The organism is Pseudanabaena mucicola FACHB-723 (assembly GCF_014696385.1).
GTDB lineage: Bacteria > Cyanobacteriota > Cyanobacteriia > Pseudanabaenales > Pseudanabaenaceae > Pseudanabaena.
In genome coordinates this window covers 116,957-135,024 of record NZ_JACJQB010000006.1, presented here as the reverse complement: position 1 = coordinate 135,024, position 18,068 = coordinate 116,957, and the positions used below count along the sequence as shown (strand labels likewise).

16 protein-coding genes, 2 tRNA genes and 1 pseudogene are annotated in these 18,068 nt (G+C 41.5%); 7 read left to right on the top strand and 12 right to left on the bottom strand.

Annotated elements, in window-relative coordinates; translation table 11 throughout:
- A partial coding sequence (locus H6F41_RS05480; RefSeq protein WP_190401965.1) for an IS630 family transposase occupies positions 1–446 on the top strand: 446 nt, incomplete at its 5' end.
- Here the strand turns inward: H6F41_RS05480 and H6F41_RS05475 are convergent.
- From H6F41_RS05475 to H6F41_RS05465, 3 genes are all read right to left on the bottom strand, one after another.
- A complete protein-coding gene (locus H6F41_RS05475) occupies positions 443–1,099 on the bottom strand; it encodes a PAS domain-containing protein (RefSeq protein WP_190402474.1) in 657 nt (218 codons plus the stop codon). The two genes, H6F41_RS05480 and H6F41_RS05475, sit on opposite strands and share 4 nt — an antisense overlap.
- Before the next feature lie 182 nt (positions 1,100–1,281).
- Positions 1,282–3,192, bottom strand: coding sequence for a DUF2779 domain-containing protein (locus H6F41_RS05470; protein WP_190402473.1), 1,911 nt, complete (start codon positions 3,190–3,192; stop codon positions 1,282–1,284).
- Positions 3,193–3,396: 204 nt separating this feature from the next.
- Complete coding sequence (locus H6F41_RS05465) at positions 3,397–4,431, bottom strand: GlxA family transcriptional regulator (RefSeq protein WP_190402472.1); 1,035 nt, start codon at positions 4,429–4,431, stop codon at positions 3,397–3,399.
- A gap of 419 nt (positions 4,432–4,850) precedes the next feature.
- Here H6F41_RS05465 and H6F41_RS05460 point away from each other — a divergent pair, with 419 nt between their 5' ends.
- Together H6F41_RS05460 and H6F41_RS05455 are read left to right on the top strand one after the other, a co-directional pair.
- Positions 4,851–5,867, top strand: a complete 1,017-nt coding sequence (locus H6F41_RS05460; protein ID WP_190402471.1) for a hypothetical protein — start codon at positions 4,851–4,853, stop codon at positions 5,865–5,867.
- 218 nt (positions 5,868–6,085) lie between these two features.
- Positions 6,086–6,919, top strand: coding sequence for a hypothetical protein (locus H6F41_RS05455; protein WP_190402470.1), 834 nt, complete (start codon positions 6,086–6,088; stop codon positions 6,917–6,919).
- Between the two features lie 475 nt (positions 6,920–7,394).
- Here the strand turns inward: H6F41_RS05455 and H6F41_RS05450 are convergent.
- Positions 7,395–7,468, bottom strand: a tRNA-Val gene (locus H6F41_RS05450).
- 58 nt (positions 7,469–7,526) lie between these two features.
- On the opposite strand from H6F41_RS05450, the gene H6F41_RS05445 reads away from it, so the two are divergent.
- Entirely contained in the window at positions 7,527–7,790 is a 264-nt protein-coding gene (locus tag H6F41_RS05445) for a glutaredoxin family protein (protein ID WP_190402469.1), read from the top strand.
- 1 nt (position 7,791) lies between these two features.
- Here the strand turns inward: H6F41_RS05445 and H6F41_RS05440 are convergent, their stop codons facing one another.
- On the bottom strand, positions 7,792–9,096 hold the full coding sequence (locus H6F41_RS05440) for an aldehyde dehydrogenase family protein (RefSeq protein ID WP_190402468.1): 1,305 nt from the start codon (positions 9,094–9,096) through the stop codon (positions 7,792–7,794).
- A gap of 31 nt (positions 9,097–9,127) precedes the next feature.
- Positions 9,128–9,541 (bottom strand): hypothetical protein, encoded by a 414-nt coding sequence (locus H6F41_RS05435; RefSeq protein ID WP_190402467.1) that lies wholly within the window; start codon positions 9,539–9,541, stop codon positions 9,128–9,130.
- Positions 9,542–9,758: 217 nt separating this feature from the next.
- Here H6F41_RS05435 and H6F41_RS05430 point away from each other — a divergent pair.
- Together H6F41_RS05430 and H6F41_RS05425 are read left to right on the top strand one after the other, a co-directional pair.
- Positions 9,759–9,839: transfer RNA gene (locus H6F41_RS05430), tRNA-Leu, on the top strand.
- 146 nt (positions 9,840–9,985) lie between these two features.
- Positions 9,986–11,014, top strand: coding sequence for an ABC transporter permease (locus H6F41_RS05425; RefSeq protein WP_190402466.1), 1,029 nt, complete (start codon positions 9,986–9,988; stop codon positions 11,012–11,014).
- Positions 11,015–11,222: 208 nt separating this feature from the next.
- On the opposite strand, the pseudogene H6F41_RS19475 reads toward H6F41_RS05425, so the two are convergent.
- Positions 11,223–11,298, bottom strand: a pseudogene (locus H6F41_RS19475) (anti-virulence regulator CigR family protein); the annotation flags it as partial.
- Positions 11,299–11,848: 550 nt separating this feature from the next.
- On the opposite strand from H6F41_RS19475, the gene H6F41_RS05415 reads away from it, so the two are divergent.
- On the top strand, positions 11,849–12,499 hold the full coding sequence (locus H6F41_RS05415) for a rhomboid family intramembrane serine protease (protein ID WP_190402464.1): 651 nt from the start codon (positions 11,849–11,851) through the stop codon (positions 12,497–12,499).
- A 32-nt stretch (positions 12,500–12,531) separates the two neighbouring features.
- Here the strand turns inward: H6F41_RS05415 and H6F41_RS05410 are convergent, their stop codons facing one another.
- From H6F41_RS05410 to H6F41_RS05390, 5 genes are all read right to left on the bottom strand, one after another.
- Positions 12,532–13,845 (bottom strand): sensor histidine kinase, encoded by a 1,314-nt coding sequence (locus H6F41_RS05410; protein ID WP_190402463.1) that lies wholly within the window; start codon positions 13,843–13,845, stop codon positions 12,532–12,534.
- Between the two features lie 20 nt (positions 13,846–13,865).
- Positions 13,866–14,162, bottom strand: coding sequence for a DUF3181 family protein (locus H6F41_RS05405; RefSeq protein WP_190402462.1), 297 nt, complete (start codon positions 14,160–14,162; stop codon positions 13,866–13,868).
- On the bottom strand, positions 14,159–14,401 hold the full coding sequence (locus tag H6F41_RS05400) for a 2TM domain-containing protein (protein WP_190402461.1): 243 nt from the start codon (positions 14,399–14,401) through the stop codon (positions 14,159–14,161). The genes H6F41_RS05405 and H6F41_RS05400 overlap by 4 nt, the downstream gene beginning before the upstream one ends.
- A 169-nt stretch (positions 14,402–14,570) precedes the next feature.
- Positions 14,571–16,220, bottom strand: a complete 1,650-nt coding sequence (locus H6F41_RS05395) for a hypothetical protein (protein WP_190402460.1) — start codon at positions 16,218–16,220, stop codon at positions 14,571–14,573.
- A 173-nt stretch (positions 16,221–16,393) separates the two neighbouring features.
- Complete coding sequence (locus H6F41_RS05390) at positions 16,394–17,947, bottom strand: NAD(P)H-quinone oxidoreductase subunit N (RefSeq protein WP_190402459.1); 1,554 nt, start codon at positions 17,945–17,947, stop codon at positions 16,394–16,396.
- Between the last annotated feature and the right edge of the window lie 121 nt (positions 17,948–18,068).

Below are 18,068 nucleotides of genomic sequence, written 5' to 3'. Positions count from 1 at the left end.
TTCCCTATGCTTGGCAAGAGAAAGGGACGGGTTTAAGCTTACCCAGTCAACGCAGTAAGAGGTTAAATGTCGTGGGTTTGATGAATCGAAACAATGACTTATCTGCTTATGTTTTTGAACGCAGTATCACCAGTGCAGTCATTCTCGCTTGTATCGATGACTTTGCTCGTCAATCTACCAAGCCAACAGTGATTGTTATGGATAAAGCCTCTATTCATACCAGTCAACTGATTCAAGAGAAATTAGAGCAGTGGAAGAACCAGCAAGTTGAGATTTTCCAGTTACCCCCTTATAGTCCCCAGTTGAACTTGATTGAAATTTTGTGGCGTTTCATGAAGTATGAGTGGATTGAACTCAATGCATATGAATCTTGGGAAAGTTTAGTCTCTTATGTTGAAAAAGTTCTTCGAGACTTTGGTTCAACTTATGTAATTAATTTTGCTTAGCTACTTAGATAAATTCCTGCGACGGCATAGGGCTTGCCATGGGTATCCATAATCGGAAACTTGGTAATAATGAAAGTTTGCAAGCTATCAGAGAATTTCAAGGTTTCTTCAAAGTTAACGGCAATCCCTTCAAAAATTGCCTGTAGTTCCATATCATGGAATCTCTTGACAGCTTGATTGTCAAATAGATCATAGTCTTTTTTACCTAGAATTTGCTCCTCAGACAGTTTCATTAAATAGGCAAATTCTGGATTAACAGATAAATATGTACCTTCTAAATCCTTGATACTAATTGGCGTAGGAGCATTGTCTAGAAAGGCTTGTAAACGTGATTCAATTTGCCGCAATGCTGCTTCAGTAATAATCGTACCCACAGGTAAAGCTTCAAAGAGAAGCTTATATTTCTCCTGTACTTGCTGAAGATCAAGCTCAAGAATGCCGATTTTTTGATTTATACAACGGTTTGCCCAGACGGCAAAGATACTTGAAAATAACAATAGCATTCCACAAATTAGAATTGCCCAATTCTGATGGGAGTATGTGACGATAATTCCGATGGAGCCTATTATTTGCAACACAAACGGAAGTGCTACCATCCACTGTACAGGAATGTTATGTAGTCGCGATCGCAGTGTTTTTAGCAGGACGACCATAGGTCAAACCCCTTAGGCATACATCATAAGATTACCCACTGATAGCAACTTCAATACAAAAAGATCATGATTTATAACATTTAGGACTTACGCAAGAAAAGTAGGAGTAATTCATGAATTGCCCCTACTTTTCTACATGCTACGGTCGCTAATTGCCACTTATTTACTTATTTACTTGTCACCTATTTATTGCGGCATAAATTTTGCCAATGTGTCCAAATAATTACCATTGCCATCGTATCAAGCCGACAGTATTGATAGAGCAGTTCTTTCCACTGCGAGCGCATGGTTTGATTCTCAAGACTGCGATCGCGATGTTCACCATACATTAGATCTTGGTAAGCCAACATTGCCCCTGCTCCTTCATTGACAACTTGAATCCGATCACCGATTTGTAACTGGGGCAAAACATCATAGGGGCTAAGAATTTCACCATTGCGATCGCAAAAATATTCTTGGAAATGGGGGATTTGATGCAAATAGGGATTAGTTTTCCAAATTGCAGGTAGTACACATTTCAGTGATGTTCTGCCTTTCATGAATGGATGGAAATAATGTTTGAGGGTCAGCGCATTCATATCTAATAGGTTTGATTTGCCCTTATTGCCTAGCTTAGCGGTATTGGCTAGCCATGTTTGTAATTGTAGATTTTGATAGTCATAGGTTTGCATTTGATAATAAATATCGCGCAATACGCTATTTTCATGAGTTGCCCATGTGAGGATTGTGCCGCGATCGCCTAAACATTCCATCAAGGACTCAGCAAACTGAAAATTAGGAAACGTGTTGTCAAGATCTAGCCATTCAGTTTGCGTCGGTGGAGCATCTGGCTCTGAGATGGTGTGGCAACTCCATTGAAAAGCAACTTGTTCGTAAGTACGCATCCCTGCTCGATAGGGAATTGCCATCCGTGAAGTCTCAAAGTCAATGAAGTGAATGGGATACTCAATCTGATGTAATATTTTGGGAAGATGTTCAGAAATCCATTCTTTATTTTTTTGAGTATATTCAATTTGAATCAGTTGTCGATAGCTATAGGTGTAGTCATTTAGTTCTTCTAAGGGAACATCAAACATACTGACTTTCTTTTGTTGAATCATCTCATTGACAAGGGGAGTCTCATGACCGCCAATTCTACCCATCTGGTAGAGTTCGAGGACGTGGTTTTCCACTTCCGCCAGATCGCCCCAACATTCTTTAAACCCATCTCTTGGATCGCGATCGCTAGCTCGATATTCACAACCTTTACAGCTTTTACTAAGGGGAGCAAATAATTCAGGTGACTTCTCAATTAATTGATTGATATAGGTTTGGGCTGATGTGAGGGTTGGTTCGATTAATTCTGCTACTTCAGTTTTGATACTAACTTTGGTGAGAAACTGATCTTGTCTGAGTGTCTCAATATCGCCTGTGAAGTTGACCTTGATGCCGTTAAATTTAGAAAAAGAATTACGATGGGAATCCTGCCGCTCAATCTGAAAATAGGAAGCAAGATGATCGATCGCAGTGGTTTTATTGCGATCGGGAACTAGTAAATAGGGCGCAATGTCGGCATCAAATAATGGTAAATACTCTGCCAACATCTCTTGTAAAATGCCAACCTGATAGGCAACATCTTCGATGATATATCGCCAATCACCGCCAACTTGACCAGTCCGTTTATTGCGAAATAACGAAAGATTGCGATACCTGACTAATTCTTCATGGGCTTCACTATCAAACCCTTTACTCCTGATTTCAATGACTTCAATGTGATTTCCCTGTTTAACGAGAATATCGGCACGGGCAAGCTTGTGACCATGATAGAGAACAGGCTCAAATAGAACAACATTTTCCTGTTGCAAGTAATCGATTGTCTTCTGAGCCGCCTTAGCAATACTTTCATCAGATTTTAACTGTGCGGTGATGTAGATTCCTTCAGGATAGAGAAGATGCGCGATTTTGCTAATGATGAAGTTCCCATCAGCTAATATTCTGGTATACGAATCGACGCGATCGACAGTGGGATAGCCTAATTTTTTGTAATAAAGCTTAGTTGTACAACTGCGAGCAGTCTTGAGATCAGATTTCGTCAGATAAATGGGATGGGACATACTGCCTAAAAAACTTCGCTTTATAAATCTAGCATGAACAATTACCCACTATGGTAAGTGACTCAGCACATAGCAAAGCTTTACAACGTTTTGTACTTAATTCTGTTTAGGGCTACTCAAAGCCTCAACAAGCTGCACAGCCTATTGAGGCTTTGAGTAGTACAGAGAAATTTTTAAATCAGCGCTTTACGTTGTTTAGGGTGTTTAAGTTGATTTATCTTCTTCTGGAAGATTTACTTTGTCAGGTATTTTAAACTTGCGCCGATAATCACTAGGGGTGAGTCCTGTGATACGTTTAAATAATACCCGAAAGGATGAAGAGTCTTCATAACCAACGGTAATACCAATGCTGTCAATGGTTTTATCTGTTGTTTCTAACTGTATTTTTGCTTGCTCAATGCGTAGATTCTGAATATATGCAATTGGTGTTAAACCAGTTGCTGCCTTAAATCTACGGTTAAATGTGCGGATAGCCAGACCAGCGACCTGACTAGCAGAAATAAGTGTGTTAGGTTGATTGATATGCTCAGATATCCATTTTTGGGCAACTTGGATTGCTCGATCATTATGAGAAAGATTATGCTGAAATCCTGCATGGGCAAGCATTTTGTCATCTAGATGCCATTGAATTAAGAATGCCTTAGCCGTTTGAGTAGCAGCTTCATTGCCAGCATAACGGGCAATGATATAAAAAATGAGATCATGCCAAGTGGATTGTCCTCCAACTGTAACCAGTCTTTGATCATGACCTGTCTGCACAAGGGCTTGATTGGTGCAAAGTCTTATCTTGGGATATTGTTTCTTAAAAATATCTACATAAGCGTCATGGGTTGTTGCTTCTAGTCCATCAAGTAGTCCTGTTTCTGCCATTATTAAAGCCCCAGAACCAGATGTACATATTAATGCATTCTTTTGATACATCTGACAAATCCATGTCAACATCTCTAAATATTGTATTTCCAAAGGTTGCTTAAAAATCCCTGTGATTGATGGCAAATAAATAATATCTGTGTGCTGAAGATCAAAAATAGATTGATGAGGATTAATTTTTACTCCTGCATAACAGGTCACAGGTTCTTTAGATACACCAACAATTTCTGCATTAAAAAATATTGATTCTGACGTTTCTTGAGTCGTTACTCCATTCCAAACAATTCCGACGGAGCTAAATAGATCTAAAGCTCCCAGAAGTGAGCCAGTTAAGACATTTGGCAAGGCAACCAAGCTAACATGAAACATCTCTTTTCACATTCGCACCTAAAGTGTCTTGGCATGATTATAATTTTTTCATGTTTGCTATGTAATCACAAGTTTTAAAAACAACTCTTAACTTTTACAATTGCGTTATCTATGTACTAGCCAACAATTGATATCCAATTTTGTCGAACTTTTAAATTATGTGTAGATTTCTATATCTATTTTAAATTAAATACTTGATGTGCTTTTCGCAAAATGGGTTTATGTATTTTGAATACTAACTTTATTAACAAGACATATTTCTTTTTCTATTAATGGCTTAAATGCCATGATGATGACAATTTAGCCACTTTTATGTTTTGCTCACAGTTAATAAAGTAAGAGAGACTAATTCGTCTGTCAATATGTGCAGCCGAGTATAAAACCCCCATCAAAAGGTAACTAAGTCTGAGGACTCAATCATGGTAAATTGGTCTTGTTTTAGGAAGTCATTGTTGGCTCGCAAAGATTTATGGTTTGTTCTATCTAGTATTTCTCTCTTGCTACCTTCTCCCAGTTTCGCATTTACAACCACATCATCTGAAGGTGAGATTGAGTTTTCTGTGAGAGAAGTATTACCAGTTAATCCATCAGTTCGTCAGTATGACGGTGCAACTACTGGAACGACTTTAGTCGATGCGTTGCTGACTCCAGACAGAGGATATCCATTAATTACGGAATTCAACCCAGAGTCACCTGTTCAGAAGAAAAATGGATCCCTTGTTCCATCCTTAAGTGATACATGGACTCTTAATCCTCCTGGCAAAGGTGATGCAAATATTACTGTCAAAGCTATAGCTCAGCCAGCTCTTGCAGGTATAGCGTGGCAGGGAAAGGGTAAATTCCTTGATGACGTAGTAGATGATGGGAATGCAGTTCGTAATGCGTCCTATGGAAAAGCTACATTTACCGCAGACGAATTCGATTCTCTCTTTTTATACACAGAACTCGCTGCGTTGAATGTGTTTGGCGGTATTTATCTAGATCGTGGTAAAGATGCTTGGGTCACTGGCTCGATTGTTGGTAACTTCAGTGGTGCAGCTACTCCCCATAGACTCGAAATATTATTTGGATTTGATGGTCTGAATAGAGGTCGAGAAGACTTTATCACAGCATTTCTCGACGGAGTTGAGCAAGTTACAAATTTAGGTAATTTTAGTGGTGCTTTAGCAGCTTCTAAAGACACATTTAGCACATCAGGGATTCTATTTAGCGGTGATCTATTTGGATTAAAACCTCGTGATCAAGTTGTGATCGAAGGAACTTTTAGCTGCGTTGCTTTTAATGGATACTGTGGTGGTAGCGCTAGGGTAGGAAGACCAGTACCTGTTCCTAGTAGTGTATTTGGCACATTAGCATTTGCGGCTTTGGGTACAGGCATGATGTTGAAGCGTAAGCTAAATCAGAAAAGGATGGCTAAACTAGATATTAGTGTTTGACACTCTGGCATACTTCAATACGGGTAATAATACACAGCAAAAATACTGCTTTTAGATTTCTTGCTGTGTATCCCGAAAGAAGTAATGCTAGAGATAACAGTGCCAGTCAATTAAATCATAACTGATGTCTTTGTTTTTTATTAATTTCAATAATAGCCAAGGTGGGAGTATCTGCGGTTGATTCCTCAAGAAACCTTAATGATTTTGGGACTAAATAAATGAAAGTAAAAATAAACAACAACTATGTTGCGATCTTTGTAATTGCTCTATTGGGTTCCGTACTCTCTTGGGAGCCAATTCATGCAGCTTCGCTTTACTTCAAATCAAACCCACCACCACGTCAAGCAGATGCTGATCCTATTCTTGATATAGATCCTTTTGCATCTGGACAGCAGGTAACATTTGATGTTTTTTTGGATTTAACAGGAGTTAACTTGGGATTAGGTGGTGATAATGTTAAGATCAACTTTGAATATGCTTATAATCCTCTAGAATTAAAACTAGTTAATAAAATCCTTGATCCTAAGAATTTATTTGAGGTTGACTCTCCATTAAAAGAGAAACAAAAACAAGAAGCAAGAAAAGATGGAGAAAAGTTTACAATAAATATAGGTCGGGTTCTGCTTGGTATGGCGAGAGATGAGGGTGGTCCTATCGAATTGAACCACCCTAAGAATGCTCCTGGAGGACAACTTTTATTAAGCAGCCTAATATTTGTAGGTGTAGCTCCAGTAAATACGGGGTTTTATGATTTTAGATTAGAGGAAGGATTTGAAATTATTGATTCAAATGGAGTTCCTAGGCAAAAAGAGTTTGCTTTAGGCAAACTACTACCAGAGGATTTATTAGGTGAGAAACTACCTGACCCAAACGGTCTAAAAGAAGTCGAGGTGCAATGCCCACCCAAAGAAAAACTTTCCCAATCTAGTACATCTGAATTCTGCCAAATTCGACCTGTCCCGATTCCATCTTCTTTAATGGGAACTTTAGCTGTTGCAGTTTTTGGTGTGGGAACAATCTTGAAGTCTAAACTTAAGACATTTCTGCTATAGCGGAAGAATGGAAAGAAAGGACATAATGATAAGACAAGAAAGAAAAAGAAACGAAGATGACAGCACCCTACAGCGTAGATTTATGGGAGAAAGCAGTATCAGCGTTCGATAGAGGAGAAGAAAGAGTCACATCTACCGAACCTTAAACATCAGTAGAAATACATTAGATCAATGGCTAAAATGCAGAGAAGAGAAAGGAAGCATAGCTCCCAAAGAGTATCGATGAGGACTGAAACCGAAAATCAATGACTTGGAAGGTTTCTAAGCATTTGCCAAAGAGAATGGACATTTGCCCCAGAAAGAATAGGAGTATCGAAATATTGGCGCAAATGCTAAACCCCTACAATCGCTACAATCGCAAATATGGGGAAACAAAAATATGCGAGCGCTTGTTGATGATTTTTGCGATCGCAAAAATCATCAACTAACCCAACTCCGCAATTGGCTGCTACCGATGCTGATGAATGGAAAATAATGAACACAAGTGGACTCGAACCACCGACCCCCACGATGTCAACGTGGTGCTCTAACCAACTGAGCTATGCGTTCTGACGGATTAATAATATAACATAGTGGAGTCGAATTTAACAATAACCACAATAAATTTATGAAATTAATTTTGTATAGCAAACAAGACTGTTGTTTGTGTGAGGGATTGCTAGAAAAATTACAACAGGTCAAAAACCTTAGCTTTGAGCTAGAAATTAGAGATATCACCAGCAATCTCGATTGGTTTGAGCGTTATCAGTACGAGATACCTGTGTTGTGTCTGCTTAATGATCGCAATTTAGAGCAAGAGTTGCCGAGATTTCCGCCTCGGTCTGGCGTTGACAAGCTTGAAGCATTATTACAGCGCTATTGCCAAGGGTGAACTATTTGAAGTACGAATTACAATAAGAATTGGTCAGCACTTGCTTGGTTGTAGTCAGAGCATAGATATCAATTACCCCCGGATAGCGCGAAGCACCTCGCGTTTTTAAGCTGCACATGCCAAGGGCAATTTTGGCACTGCCATTTTCGGCAATCTTGGTGTAACGATTGAAACGACTATGGGTATTGACAAAAATAGTGCTGCTATTGATGCGGCTCACAAAGCGATCGCGTTCAGATAGAGAGTCAGTAATGATCACATCAGCATGACCGCTACTATATTGATTAATCCATGTAATTGCTTCGGCGGTATCATCGACAATTTTGATGGCGATGGTTTCATCTAGATAAGCCTGTCCCCAAATATCTTCAGATTCGATAATTTGACTATGCGAATCTTGATCAATGGTTTCAGTGCCAATGGACTCCTCCACAAAATGACGATAGTAACCTGTAGTTTCCGCACAGCCCCGCACCACCAAGCCTTGAGTTTTGAGGCTAGTGATCCAATCGCCCAAACCGCGATCGCACCATGAGCGATGCACGACTACTTTTTCGATCGCGTTTACAGCATCAGGGTCACCCTTGCGACTATTGAGGATCACCTCCTTCGCAAAGTTGAGATCGCCTGATGCAGACAAATACAAGAAACAGTTGCCCATGGAAATGGGTAGCGCCGAAACCGTCGCCTGTTTGCTGACTTGCTGTACAAAGCTAGGACGACCATAGGGAATCACAAGACGTAAATATTTTTCTTGAACGATCAACTCTTTAATCGCCACGCCTTTCGGGACGCAGGTCATACAGGCTTCAGGAAACCCTCTAGCAATTAAAATATCCTTTGCGATCGCAACTATCGCCTCTTGGGTATATGTCCCCTCGCTCCCACCCTTCAGGATCAGTGTATTACCAACTTTGAGACACATTCCCGCCGCAATCAGGCTCAACTGCGGAAATCCTTCATAGATCAGAGCTACTACACCCAAGGGGACGCGCTGATAACCATTCAGACCCACATGTAAAGTTAGGGGATCGGGCAAATTGGCAATATGCACCAGACAATCGATTGCATGATTGAGGCGTTCAGGAGTCAGCTTGAGCCATTCCAACACTAAATCAGGCACAGCCATATCTCGACTTGCTTCTAAATCCAAAGTATTGGCTTCTAAAATCGCATTTTTCTGCTTTTTGACGCTGTTGGCAATTTCTAGAAGCAAACTATCCCGATCTTGGCTAGGAATCTGCATGAGTTGCAGAGCTGCGGAGTGGGATTTGTAAATGAAGCCAGTCAGGTCTTCTGGTGACATATGCCGTAATAAGTAATTTGTGAATATTGCGCTAAATATCGCGCCGCCAAATCGCAAGCAATCGCCATATTAGCAAACCAGATAGAGTAAACAACATAATTGCCAAGGGAATCCCCAAAGTTGATTGCAGATTGAGCGCCCATAAAATGACTAACCCTAGAAATAACAGCGCTGAGGCGATCATCAAAATTCTTTCTAAGATGCTTTGTTGATAAGCATTTATGGCTTTCCACTTACCAATCCATTGCCATGTGTGTCTCTGGGTATCAAGCCCACCTATTTGTAAGAGGCTGTAGCCGTCATTTTCTAACTCAAACAGGAGCGAGCAGCGATCGCAACCAAAGGCATCAGTCAGTGCAATCGGCTTGAGCTTGCCACGTTTGCGTGGGCAGGGACAAGGGTAAGTTTGATCGATATCAATTTTTTGAGGCTTATGGATATGCACTGATCAATATACTCAATAAGGATATGAGGTTTAAAAATTTCATATTTGCAATCTCCTCAAAACGATTGTATAGCAACCAAAACAAGAAGGTAAAGACTAGCGAAAAGGTGACTGCGATCGCAAATTTTTAAAAATAAACCAAAGTTTCCAAACTTTATGCTGTAATTGTCCAAGATTGCTGTATTATTCTATTCGGTGCAAAAAACACCAGCACTAAGCGGATGTGGCGGAATTGGTAGACGCGCTAGATTTAGGTTCTAGTATCTTTGATGTGAGAGTTCGAGTCTCTCCATCCGCATTAATGACAAAAGAGTTGCAGCGCTTCACGTTGCAACTCTTTTGTGGTTTTACGGAGCTTTACGCTAGCATAATTAAATCGCAGAATCCTTCCAAGTAAGGTTCACCAATTTGTGACGAGTCTGAACTTTTTCCTAGATTTAAACTATGACAACTGCAAATAGAGACAATCGATCTTTCTGGCGCTGGATCATCAACGATACGACCATATTTGTAGTAAAGCGGCTCGGACAAGCGATTATCGTAGTTGTCGGTGTATCAATCCTCAGTTTTTTTGCAATTACCAAATCCCCCGGCAACTGTTTTGCCGAATTGCGGAATAACCCCAGCACGCCCAAGTCAACGATCGAACAACTCGAAAAACAACTGAATTACGATAAGCCCGAAGCAGTGCAATATCTGCTGTGGTTGCAAAATACCTTGAATGGAAATTTGGGAGTGCGTTGTCAAGGCTTAGCCCCTGTTACGCCACTAATTGTCGAGCGAGCTGGCAATACACTGTTAATGTCGATCGCATCTCTGTTGACCACATGGCTCTTGGCAATTCCCCTCGGCATTTATAGCGCTGTTAAACAAAATACTTGGAGCGATCGCATTATCCAGATCCTCAGCTATGCCACACAGGGTTTTCCCAGTTTTATTTTGGCAATTTTATTGCTAATGGTGGCGCAAAATACAGGCTGGTTTCCTGTGGGCGGTATGACTAGTATTGATTTTGCCGATTTATCACCCCTAGGACAAGCGCTAGATATTGGGCATCATATGATCTTGCCAATTTTAACTTTGACCCTAGTTAGCTTTGCAGGCCTACAACGAATCATGCGCGGTAGTCTGTTGGATGTGTTGCGGCAAGACTATATCAAAACTGCTCGTGCTAAGGGTTTACCTGAAAATAAGGTCATCTATACCCATGCCTTGCGTAATGCCATTAACCCTTTAATTACCCTATTAGGATTTGAGTTTGGCGGTTTACTTGGCGGTGCATTTATTACAGAGTTCTTTTTTAGCTGGCCGGGGTTGGGCAAATTATTACTCGATGCCACCAGAGAAAAGGATACAAATTTAGTGATGGCGGGATTGATGTTAGGCACATTGATGTTAGTGGTTGGCAATCTGATTGGTGATTTGCTGCTAAAAGCTGTTGACCCGCGCATCAAGCTCGATGACATGGAATAATCCCAAACCAAAAAGAGAGTCGATCCTTAACTCTCTTTTTGGTTTTTTATTTGTCCTGATATAGAGGAATCGCCTTGATTCTAGAAAATATTGGCAAGAATATCGAGAACAAGATTACTAATTGGATCAATCACAACGATATTGGAGCCAATTACAATAATATTCGTGTTGCTAGGTAGATTCAGGTGACTAACAACATTACGGGGAAGTAAAACCTTCTTCGCAATGCCAGGGGGTAAGCCTTTGCCACGAGCTAAATTTTTCCGAATTCCGGGGGGCAATGAGCTGCGCTGGATATAAATTTGTTCACGGATATCATCACTGATTAAGTAGCTGTAGGTACTTGTGCCACGAATAATCTCAATAATTTGAGTACGTTGATAAGGGCTGAGAGTGACTGTTGACGTTGTGGTAGTCGTAGTAACAGGAGTTGTCGTGGTAGTTGTGGTAGTCCTGCTCCTATTTACTCTTTGCACTTCAGTATTAGACGAATCGTTTTTTTTGTCATATCTTCCCCTACCCTTTTGAGCTTCGGCAGGGCTAGTTAGCAATGCGCTACTACCTAAAGCAAATGTACATAGTAATAGAAAAACTTTGTAATGCCATTTCATGGGTATTTAATCTCCATATTTAACTGAATTTTATTATTTCCCCTTTATTCTGAGACTGGTAAATTTTCACTTAGTTCCCACGATAAAAAAATCAAGAAAAAATAATATAAAACTCTAGAACCGATGGCGCACGCGCAGCGTGCGCCATCGGTTCTAGCATCTAGCTACTTAGTCACAATTTCAATATTGATAGAATTTAGAAAGCTGTAACGTATGGTTAGCAATGTTTCCTTTACATGATGACAATCCGACTCAAGATACTTCTATCGTTGTCTATGCGTTAATTTTGGCAAACGTCCTAGTTTTTGGATATCAGGTGAGTTTGCCTAACTTTCAGTTAGCAGAATGGTTGAGCAATTGGGCTTTAGTACCGAGCCAGTTAGTTGCCAATCCTGCTAAACATGCGATCGCATTATTAACCTCGCAGTTTCTCCATGGCAATCTGTTGCATTTAGTGGGCAATATTTGGTTTCTCTATTTGTTTGGTAATAATATTGAAGACCAGTTAGGGCATTGGAAATTTTTGGGATTTTATTTGCTCTGCGGTGCGGTGGCAGCGGGAGTCCATGCCATGACTGCACCGACTTCATTAGTGCCGATGGTGGGGGCAAGTGGAGCAATTTCAGGGGTAATGGGAGCTTATTTAGTGAGGTTTCCCCGTGCAAGGATTTTAAGTCTGGTATTTTTAGGATTTTTTATTACCGCAGTTCCCATTCCCTCGGCAGTATTTTTGGGGTTATGGATTGCAGGGCAAACGATATATGCCGCGATGGCAAACCCCAATTTACCGGGGGTTGCCTATCTAGCCCATGTGAGTGGTTTTGCGATCGGTGCGATTGCCATGTTGTTGTTAAATAGACGAGATCGCAATTAGAACTTAGAGTGCGTCTGCGAAGCAGACGTACTCTAAGTTCTAAAATTCACTGTAAAAGTTGTTCCCTGATCGACTTTGCTCTCGACCTTAATCTGTCCCTGATGACTCTCGGCAATCGCTTTTGCGATCGCAAGCCCAAGTCCCGATCCACTGGTGGCGCTAGCTGTTGATTTAGGACTAGATTTATTGCTTTTTTGGGGTTGATAGCGATAAAACCGCTCAAATATTTGGGATAGCTCATTTTCGGGAATGCCCATGCCTGTATCTTTAACCTGTACCTGCATCTGGTTTTGGGTAGGCATCGACTGTGCGATAATTTGGACTTTGCCTCCTGTGGGTGTATAGGCGATCGCATTGGTGACTAAATTAGTGAATAAACGACCGAGACGATCGCGATCTCCTGACAGGATTAACTTTGGTTCTGAAATAGTTAACTCCAGAGTGATTTGTTTTTGTTGAGCAATTGTCTGTTGTTCTTCGGCAACTTCTTGCAAAATTTGCGATAAATTGCAATTTTCGCGCACCTGATTTGTGATACCGCCATCATGACGCGCTAAAAACAATAAATCTTCAATTAATCTTCCGAGACGGCGGGTGATGCGTTCGATGGTTTCCAATTGCGATCGCTGAAATTCTGGCTCAGGATCAGCAAGGGCAACTTGGACATTGGTTTGAATTACGGCGATTGGGTTACGCAACTCGTGGGAGGCATCGGCAGTAAATTGCTTCAAGCGTTGGTAAGATTCGCGCACGGGTTCCATGGCGATTCCTGCGAGCCACCAGCCACAGAGCAGCACTACAAACACCATCAAGGTTGTACCGATCGCTAAGTCGAGAAATAGCTGCTTAACGGGTTTGGTGACTTCAAACCAAGGATGACTAATCCGCAAATAGCCCAGTAATTTACCGCCGATCACAATTGGCTCCGTCATTTGTCGCAAAGGTTCGGCTTCGGACAGATGCACTGTGCGGTAAACGGGTTGCAGAATCCCTTTTTCTCGCGATTGCAATGACTCCACAGTTTGATTGGTTGTCCAGAGAATATCGCCATCGGGACTAAACCAATCAATATCAATGTGATCAGCGTCGATTGACTGTGCATTAACGGAAAAGTTATCGCTAAAGTCTGACTCCAAATCAATTAAATTAGAACGGATTAGGGATCGCTCAATGACCTCCGCCACATGATCAATCGTGTCATCAATTCGATCAATTAGTGTCGTCTGCACGTATAGATAGAAACCTGTCGCAAACACAATTAATAAAATTGCGGTGACGGTGGCGTACCACAATGCCAGACGACGGCGCATGGACTGAAAGACAGGATTGTCAGGAGCAGTGGTCATTGCAGGTTATCGCCAAAGATTTATAGCGCTCGTTCAAATTCTTCTAAAACCGTTAACAACCGATTTTGGCAAGAGTTAGGGATCAAATCACTAAGAGGGATTTCACGCTTACCACCACCAATTGCGATCGCAGTTTCATTTAGCACTTTTGTAACTGCCGATGCGGTAATGCCATCAAGCAAGAGTGGATAAAACTTCTCGGCGAGAGGACGGTGCAAATGTGCGTCATTTAAGTACAAATGCCACTTGGCAATGTCAATATAAACATCTTCTGCGATCGCCGCCGCTAATTGTTCGATACGTTCTGAGGTACTCATTGATTCACTACTTGTTTTTCCTTCGATAAAACCCAGATCCCGTGACCAAGGATAAATATTGCCCAAATTACAGCGACCCAAACTGACCAAATCCAGACTCTATCGGTGATGGATTGGATAAACCACATACAGGTGCTGCAAGCCGAATAGATGGCAAGGTGCAGATAAAAGTTAACTCTGCGTTCGAGGCTTTGGTATTCAGGATCGTTAGGATCTGGTGGTTTCGACAGCTTGGGCATAGAAAATTAATAATAGATTTGGATAATTAAGCAACTGTAACTAAGTTTATGCTATCTCAAAAGTTGATCCCTAGACATTGGTAAACTGCTAAAACCTGTAACGCACGAGCAGCGTGCGCTACAGGTTTTAGGTTTTGGTTTTAATTACGCCTAGCTATTTAGGGGTAAGTCATTTCTTGCTTTTCTTCTTTCCATATCTTACAAACTTGAATAAATTCTTGGGAAAATTAATCAACCATTTCCAAGTTGCAATGATCCAATCTTCAATTTTGAAAATGACTGCATCAACCCATAGAATTACGGTCATCACAGGGTTGTAAGCATAACCCAAGATGGTTGCCCTTGCATCAATCCATGCTCGCAACGGACGTTCACCATCTATGTCTGGTTCTTGCTTTTTTTGATATAACTTAAATTCGTCATCATCAAAAACTAAACTGCCTTTTAGTCGATCCTGCGAGATTTGGGTAGTTGTAGTTTCAAAGTATTGTAGTTCTCCTGACGAATGAATTACAAGGCGATCGGGCGATTTACTAAATGCAATCGATTCATATTCCAATGGCATTGGCCATGGGCCATTGTCATTCCCAAACACTTCTTCCATGGTTAACCATGCTTCTTCGCTAGGAGCAATATCCGTAGTTTGTTCTAAACTTGGTTGCGACCGTCTGTGGAGGAAATAGTCAATGGCAGCTTCAATCAATTTTTGGAGACGTTCTAGCTGATTATCGAATTTAAGCGAATCATCATAATCGGGAGCTGCCGCCGCATCATTCTGATTGCGTTTAGGGGAACTCATTGATCTTTTTTGCAGCTTCTCAATTATCTTGCCAATCAATAAATCAGGTTGAGTTCCATCAATTTCTAGAGTTCCATCTACATTGTTATCTACATCTCCATCAAGAGAGCGTTTGCCAATGAAATAGTCAATGGCGGCAGCAATCAATTCCCGCAATCGCTCTAGGCTAGGTCGGCGCGATAGCGGCATATTTGATTTAACACTTGCCGAGCGCACTCCCCGTCTTCTCAGTCTTGGACTATCTGGTAATGAATCAACGTTAGAGATATCTGTCCCATCGATTTCGGGATCTTCTAAGTTATCTTGATCCTCTCCTAAACTTTGGGATTGAGCCGCAGGTTGCTTGCCGAAAAAATAGGCGATCGCAGCTTCAATCAAACGTCTTAGCTTTGCCATGCGCGTATTTTCGCCGAGGGCAACACTTTCTGCTAAGCGATTATTTTCTGCGATCGCATTTTTGATCACATTTTGAGCAGATTGCCTTTGCTCTACCTCTTGTTTCCAGATTTCCGCAAAGAATCGATTAGCAATTAATTTTGGTTCGACTTCCGATGGGTCAACATTCGCAAGATTGTCTGACGACCGTTTGACGATCGCACTAATATTCCGATCTAATTTAGTTTTAGCAGCATCAATCCAATTGAGAAATTTAGCCAGTGGTCGCCAAAATAGAGGTATTTCTGGCTGGGGTAAGTCTTGGTTATCAGTAATATCTTTGGCAATTAATTCATTTTCTGGTAATAGTCCTATGGGATCAGGCTGCGATCGCAATTCTTCGCGCACCGAATTTTTGCCACGATTAAGAGCGGGAAAAGTACGCTTGGCAGTTGAGGTAATCAGATACACAGGATAGAGAGCAGATTTTGCCACTTGATAAGCCAATAGTCTCGGCAAATCCTGTATAGGTAATCCTGCAATTTGCCGAATTTTTTGATCGATCGAGCGTCTTACACTGCGTCCTAGTTGGGCAGGTAAAGATTGATCAATCCAATTAAAAAGTCGGCTTTGAAATCTGGGCATTTATACATCATAAAAAATAAAGGTGCGATCGCAGTTATCTTTTTGGCAATTTTTTCAAAACAGCAAATGAAAACCCCAAAAGGGAATTGCGTTGCAATTCCCTTTTGGGGTTTTCATTTCAAAGAGATTCTGCGGTTCGTTGGGGGACGACCCGATCTCTTTTTTTAATTTATTTAATTTAAAGGTGCAGGATCTTGTAATACTGCCAATGATTTTGCATTAGGTGCTTTTGCTTGCAAAAACTTAGTTTCTTGTACCGCTTGATTAGAGATAGCAAAGAGGGGGTTAGACGCAACACCAGCAATAACTGTGAATACCAAGGTAAACACAATCGCGGCTTGTAATGGTTTCATCCCCACTTGAGTCCATGAAATCGCAGGATAGTTGCGAATTGACTCCGACATCTCTTGGGGTTCTTTGACAACCATCATCTTGACAACGCGGATGTAGTAGTAAAGAGAGACAACGCTCATGACTAAGGCTAGCAATACCAAGCCGTAGGCATGGGCTTGCCAACCTGCCCAGAAAATGTAGAGCTTACCAAAGAAACCTGCGAGAGGTGGAATACCACCGAGGGACAATAAACAAATACTGAGTGCCAAGGTGAGCAAAGGATCTTTCTGGTAGAGACCACTGTATTCACTAATTTGGTCAGTGCCAGTGCGAGAAGCAAACAAAATCACACAGGCAAATGCACCCATGTTCATGAACAGGTAAAGGATCAAGTAAAAGATCATGCTGGCATAACCCGCTTCGGTGTCGATTGCCATACCGAGCATCACAAAACCTGCTTGACCAATTGATGAGTAAGCTAGCATCCGCTTCATACTGGTTTGAGCAATCGCCACGACGTTACCCAAAACAATGCTCAAGATGGTCAGGACGACAAATACATAGTGCCATTGCTGTGAGGCAAGAGGGAACGCTGTAATCAAAAATCTGAGAGCTAGTCCAAAACCTGCGACTTTCGAGCCAATCGACAAAAAGGCTACTACTGGTGTGGGTGAACCTTCGTATACGTCGGGAGTCCATTGGTGGAAAGGTACTGCCGAGAGCTTGAAAGAAACCCCTGCAATCACAAACACCATGGAAATAATTAAGGCTGTGTTGCTAATCGTGATTTTCGAGGCGATTGCCGATAGTGATGTTTCGCCGCCCGATAGTCCGTATAGCAAAGACATCCCATAGAGAAAAATTGCGGAACTTGCCGCACCAACTAACAAATATTTGAGAGCTGCTTCATTAGAGCGAGGATCGCGCTTGGTGTAACCCGACAGCAAGTACGAGGAAATACTCAGGGTTTCAAGGGATACAAACACCATCACCATATCGTCAGCCCCTGTGAGGAACATTGCCCCTAGGGTGGCGCTGAGCAAAATTACCAGATATTCGCCCACAACTACACCCGACTGCTCTAGATAACGCACTGAAACGAGGATCGTTAATAGAGCTGAAAGAGCAATAATGCCGCGAAAAATAATGCTGAGTTTGTCACTATTAAAACTGCCCAAAAATGCGATCGGGTTTTCCAGTCCTGTCCATTGCCAAACTAGGGCAGCAGTGGTGGCGACTAAACCTGCGATCGCAATATAGGGGAGAACGTTTGCCGACTTGCGCCCCGATGCAATCAGATCGACGATCAATACGAGTACCAATGTCCCAATGACAATTAGTTCTGGCAAGATCGCGCCACTATTGAGTAGAGCATTGAGACTTGCTGTATCCATACTTAATTCATGTGTTGTTGCTATGGCAATTGTATAGCAAAACTTGAGACTCTCTAAGTTCTTGTGTTCCCCTTCAGAAAAAAATTAAAAAGGCTTGCTTGGCAAGCCTTTTTAATTTTTT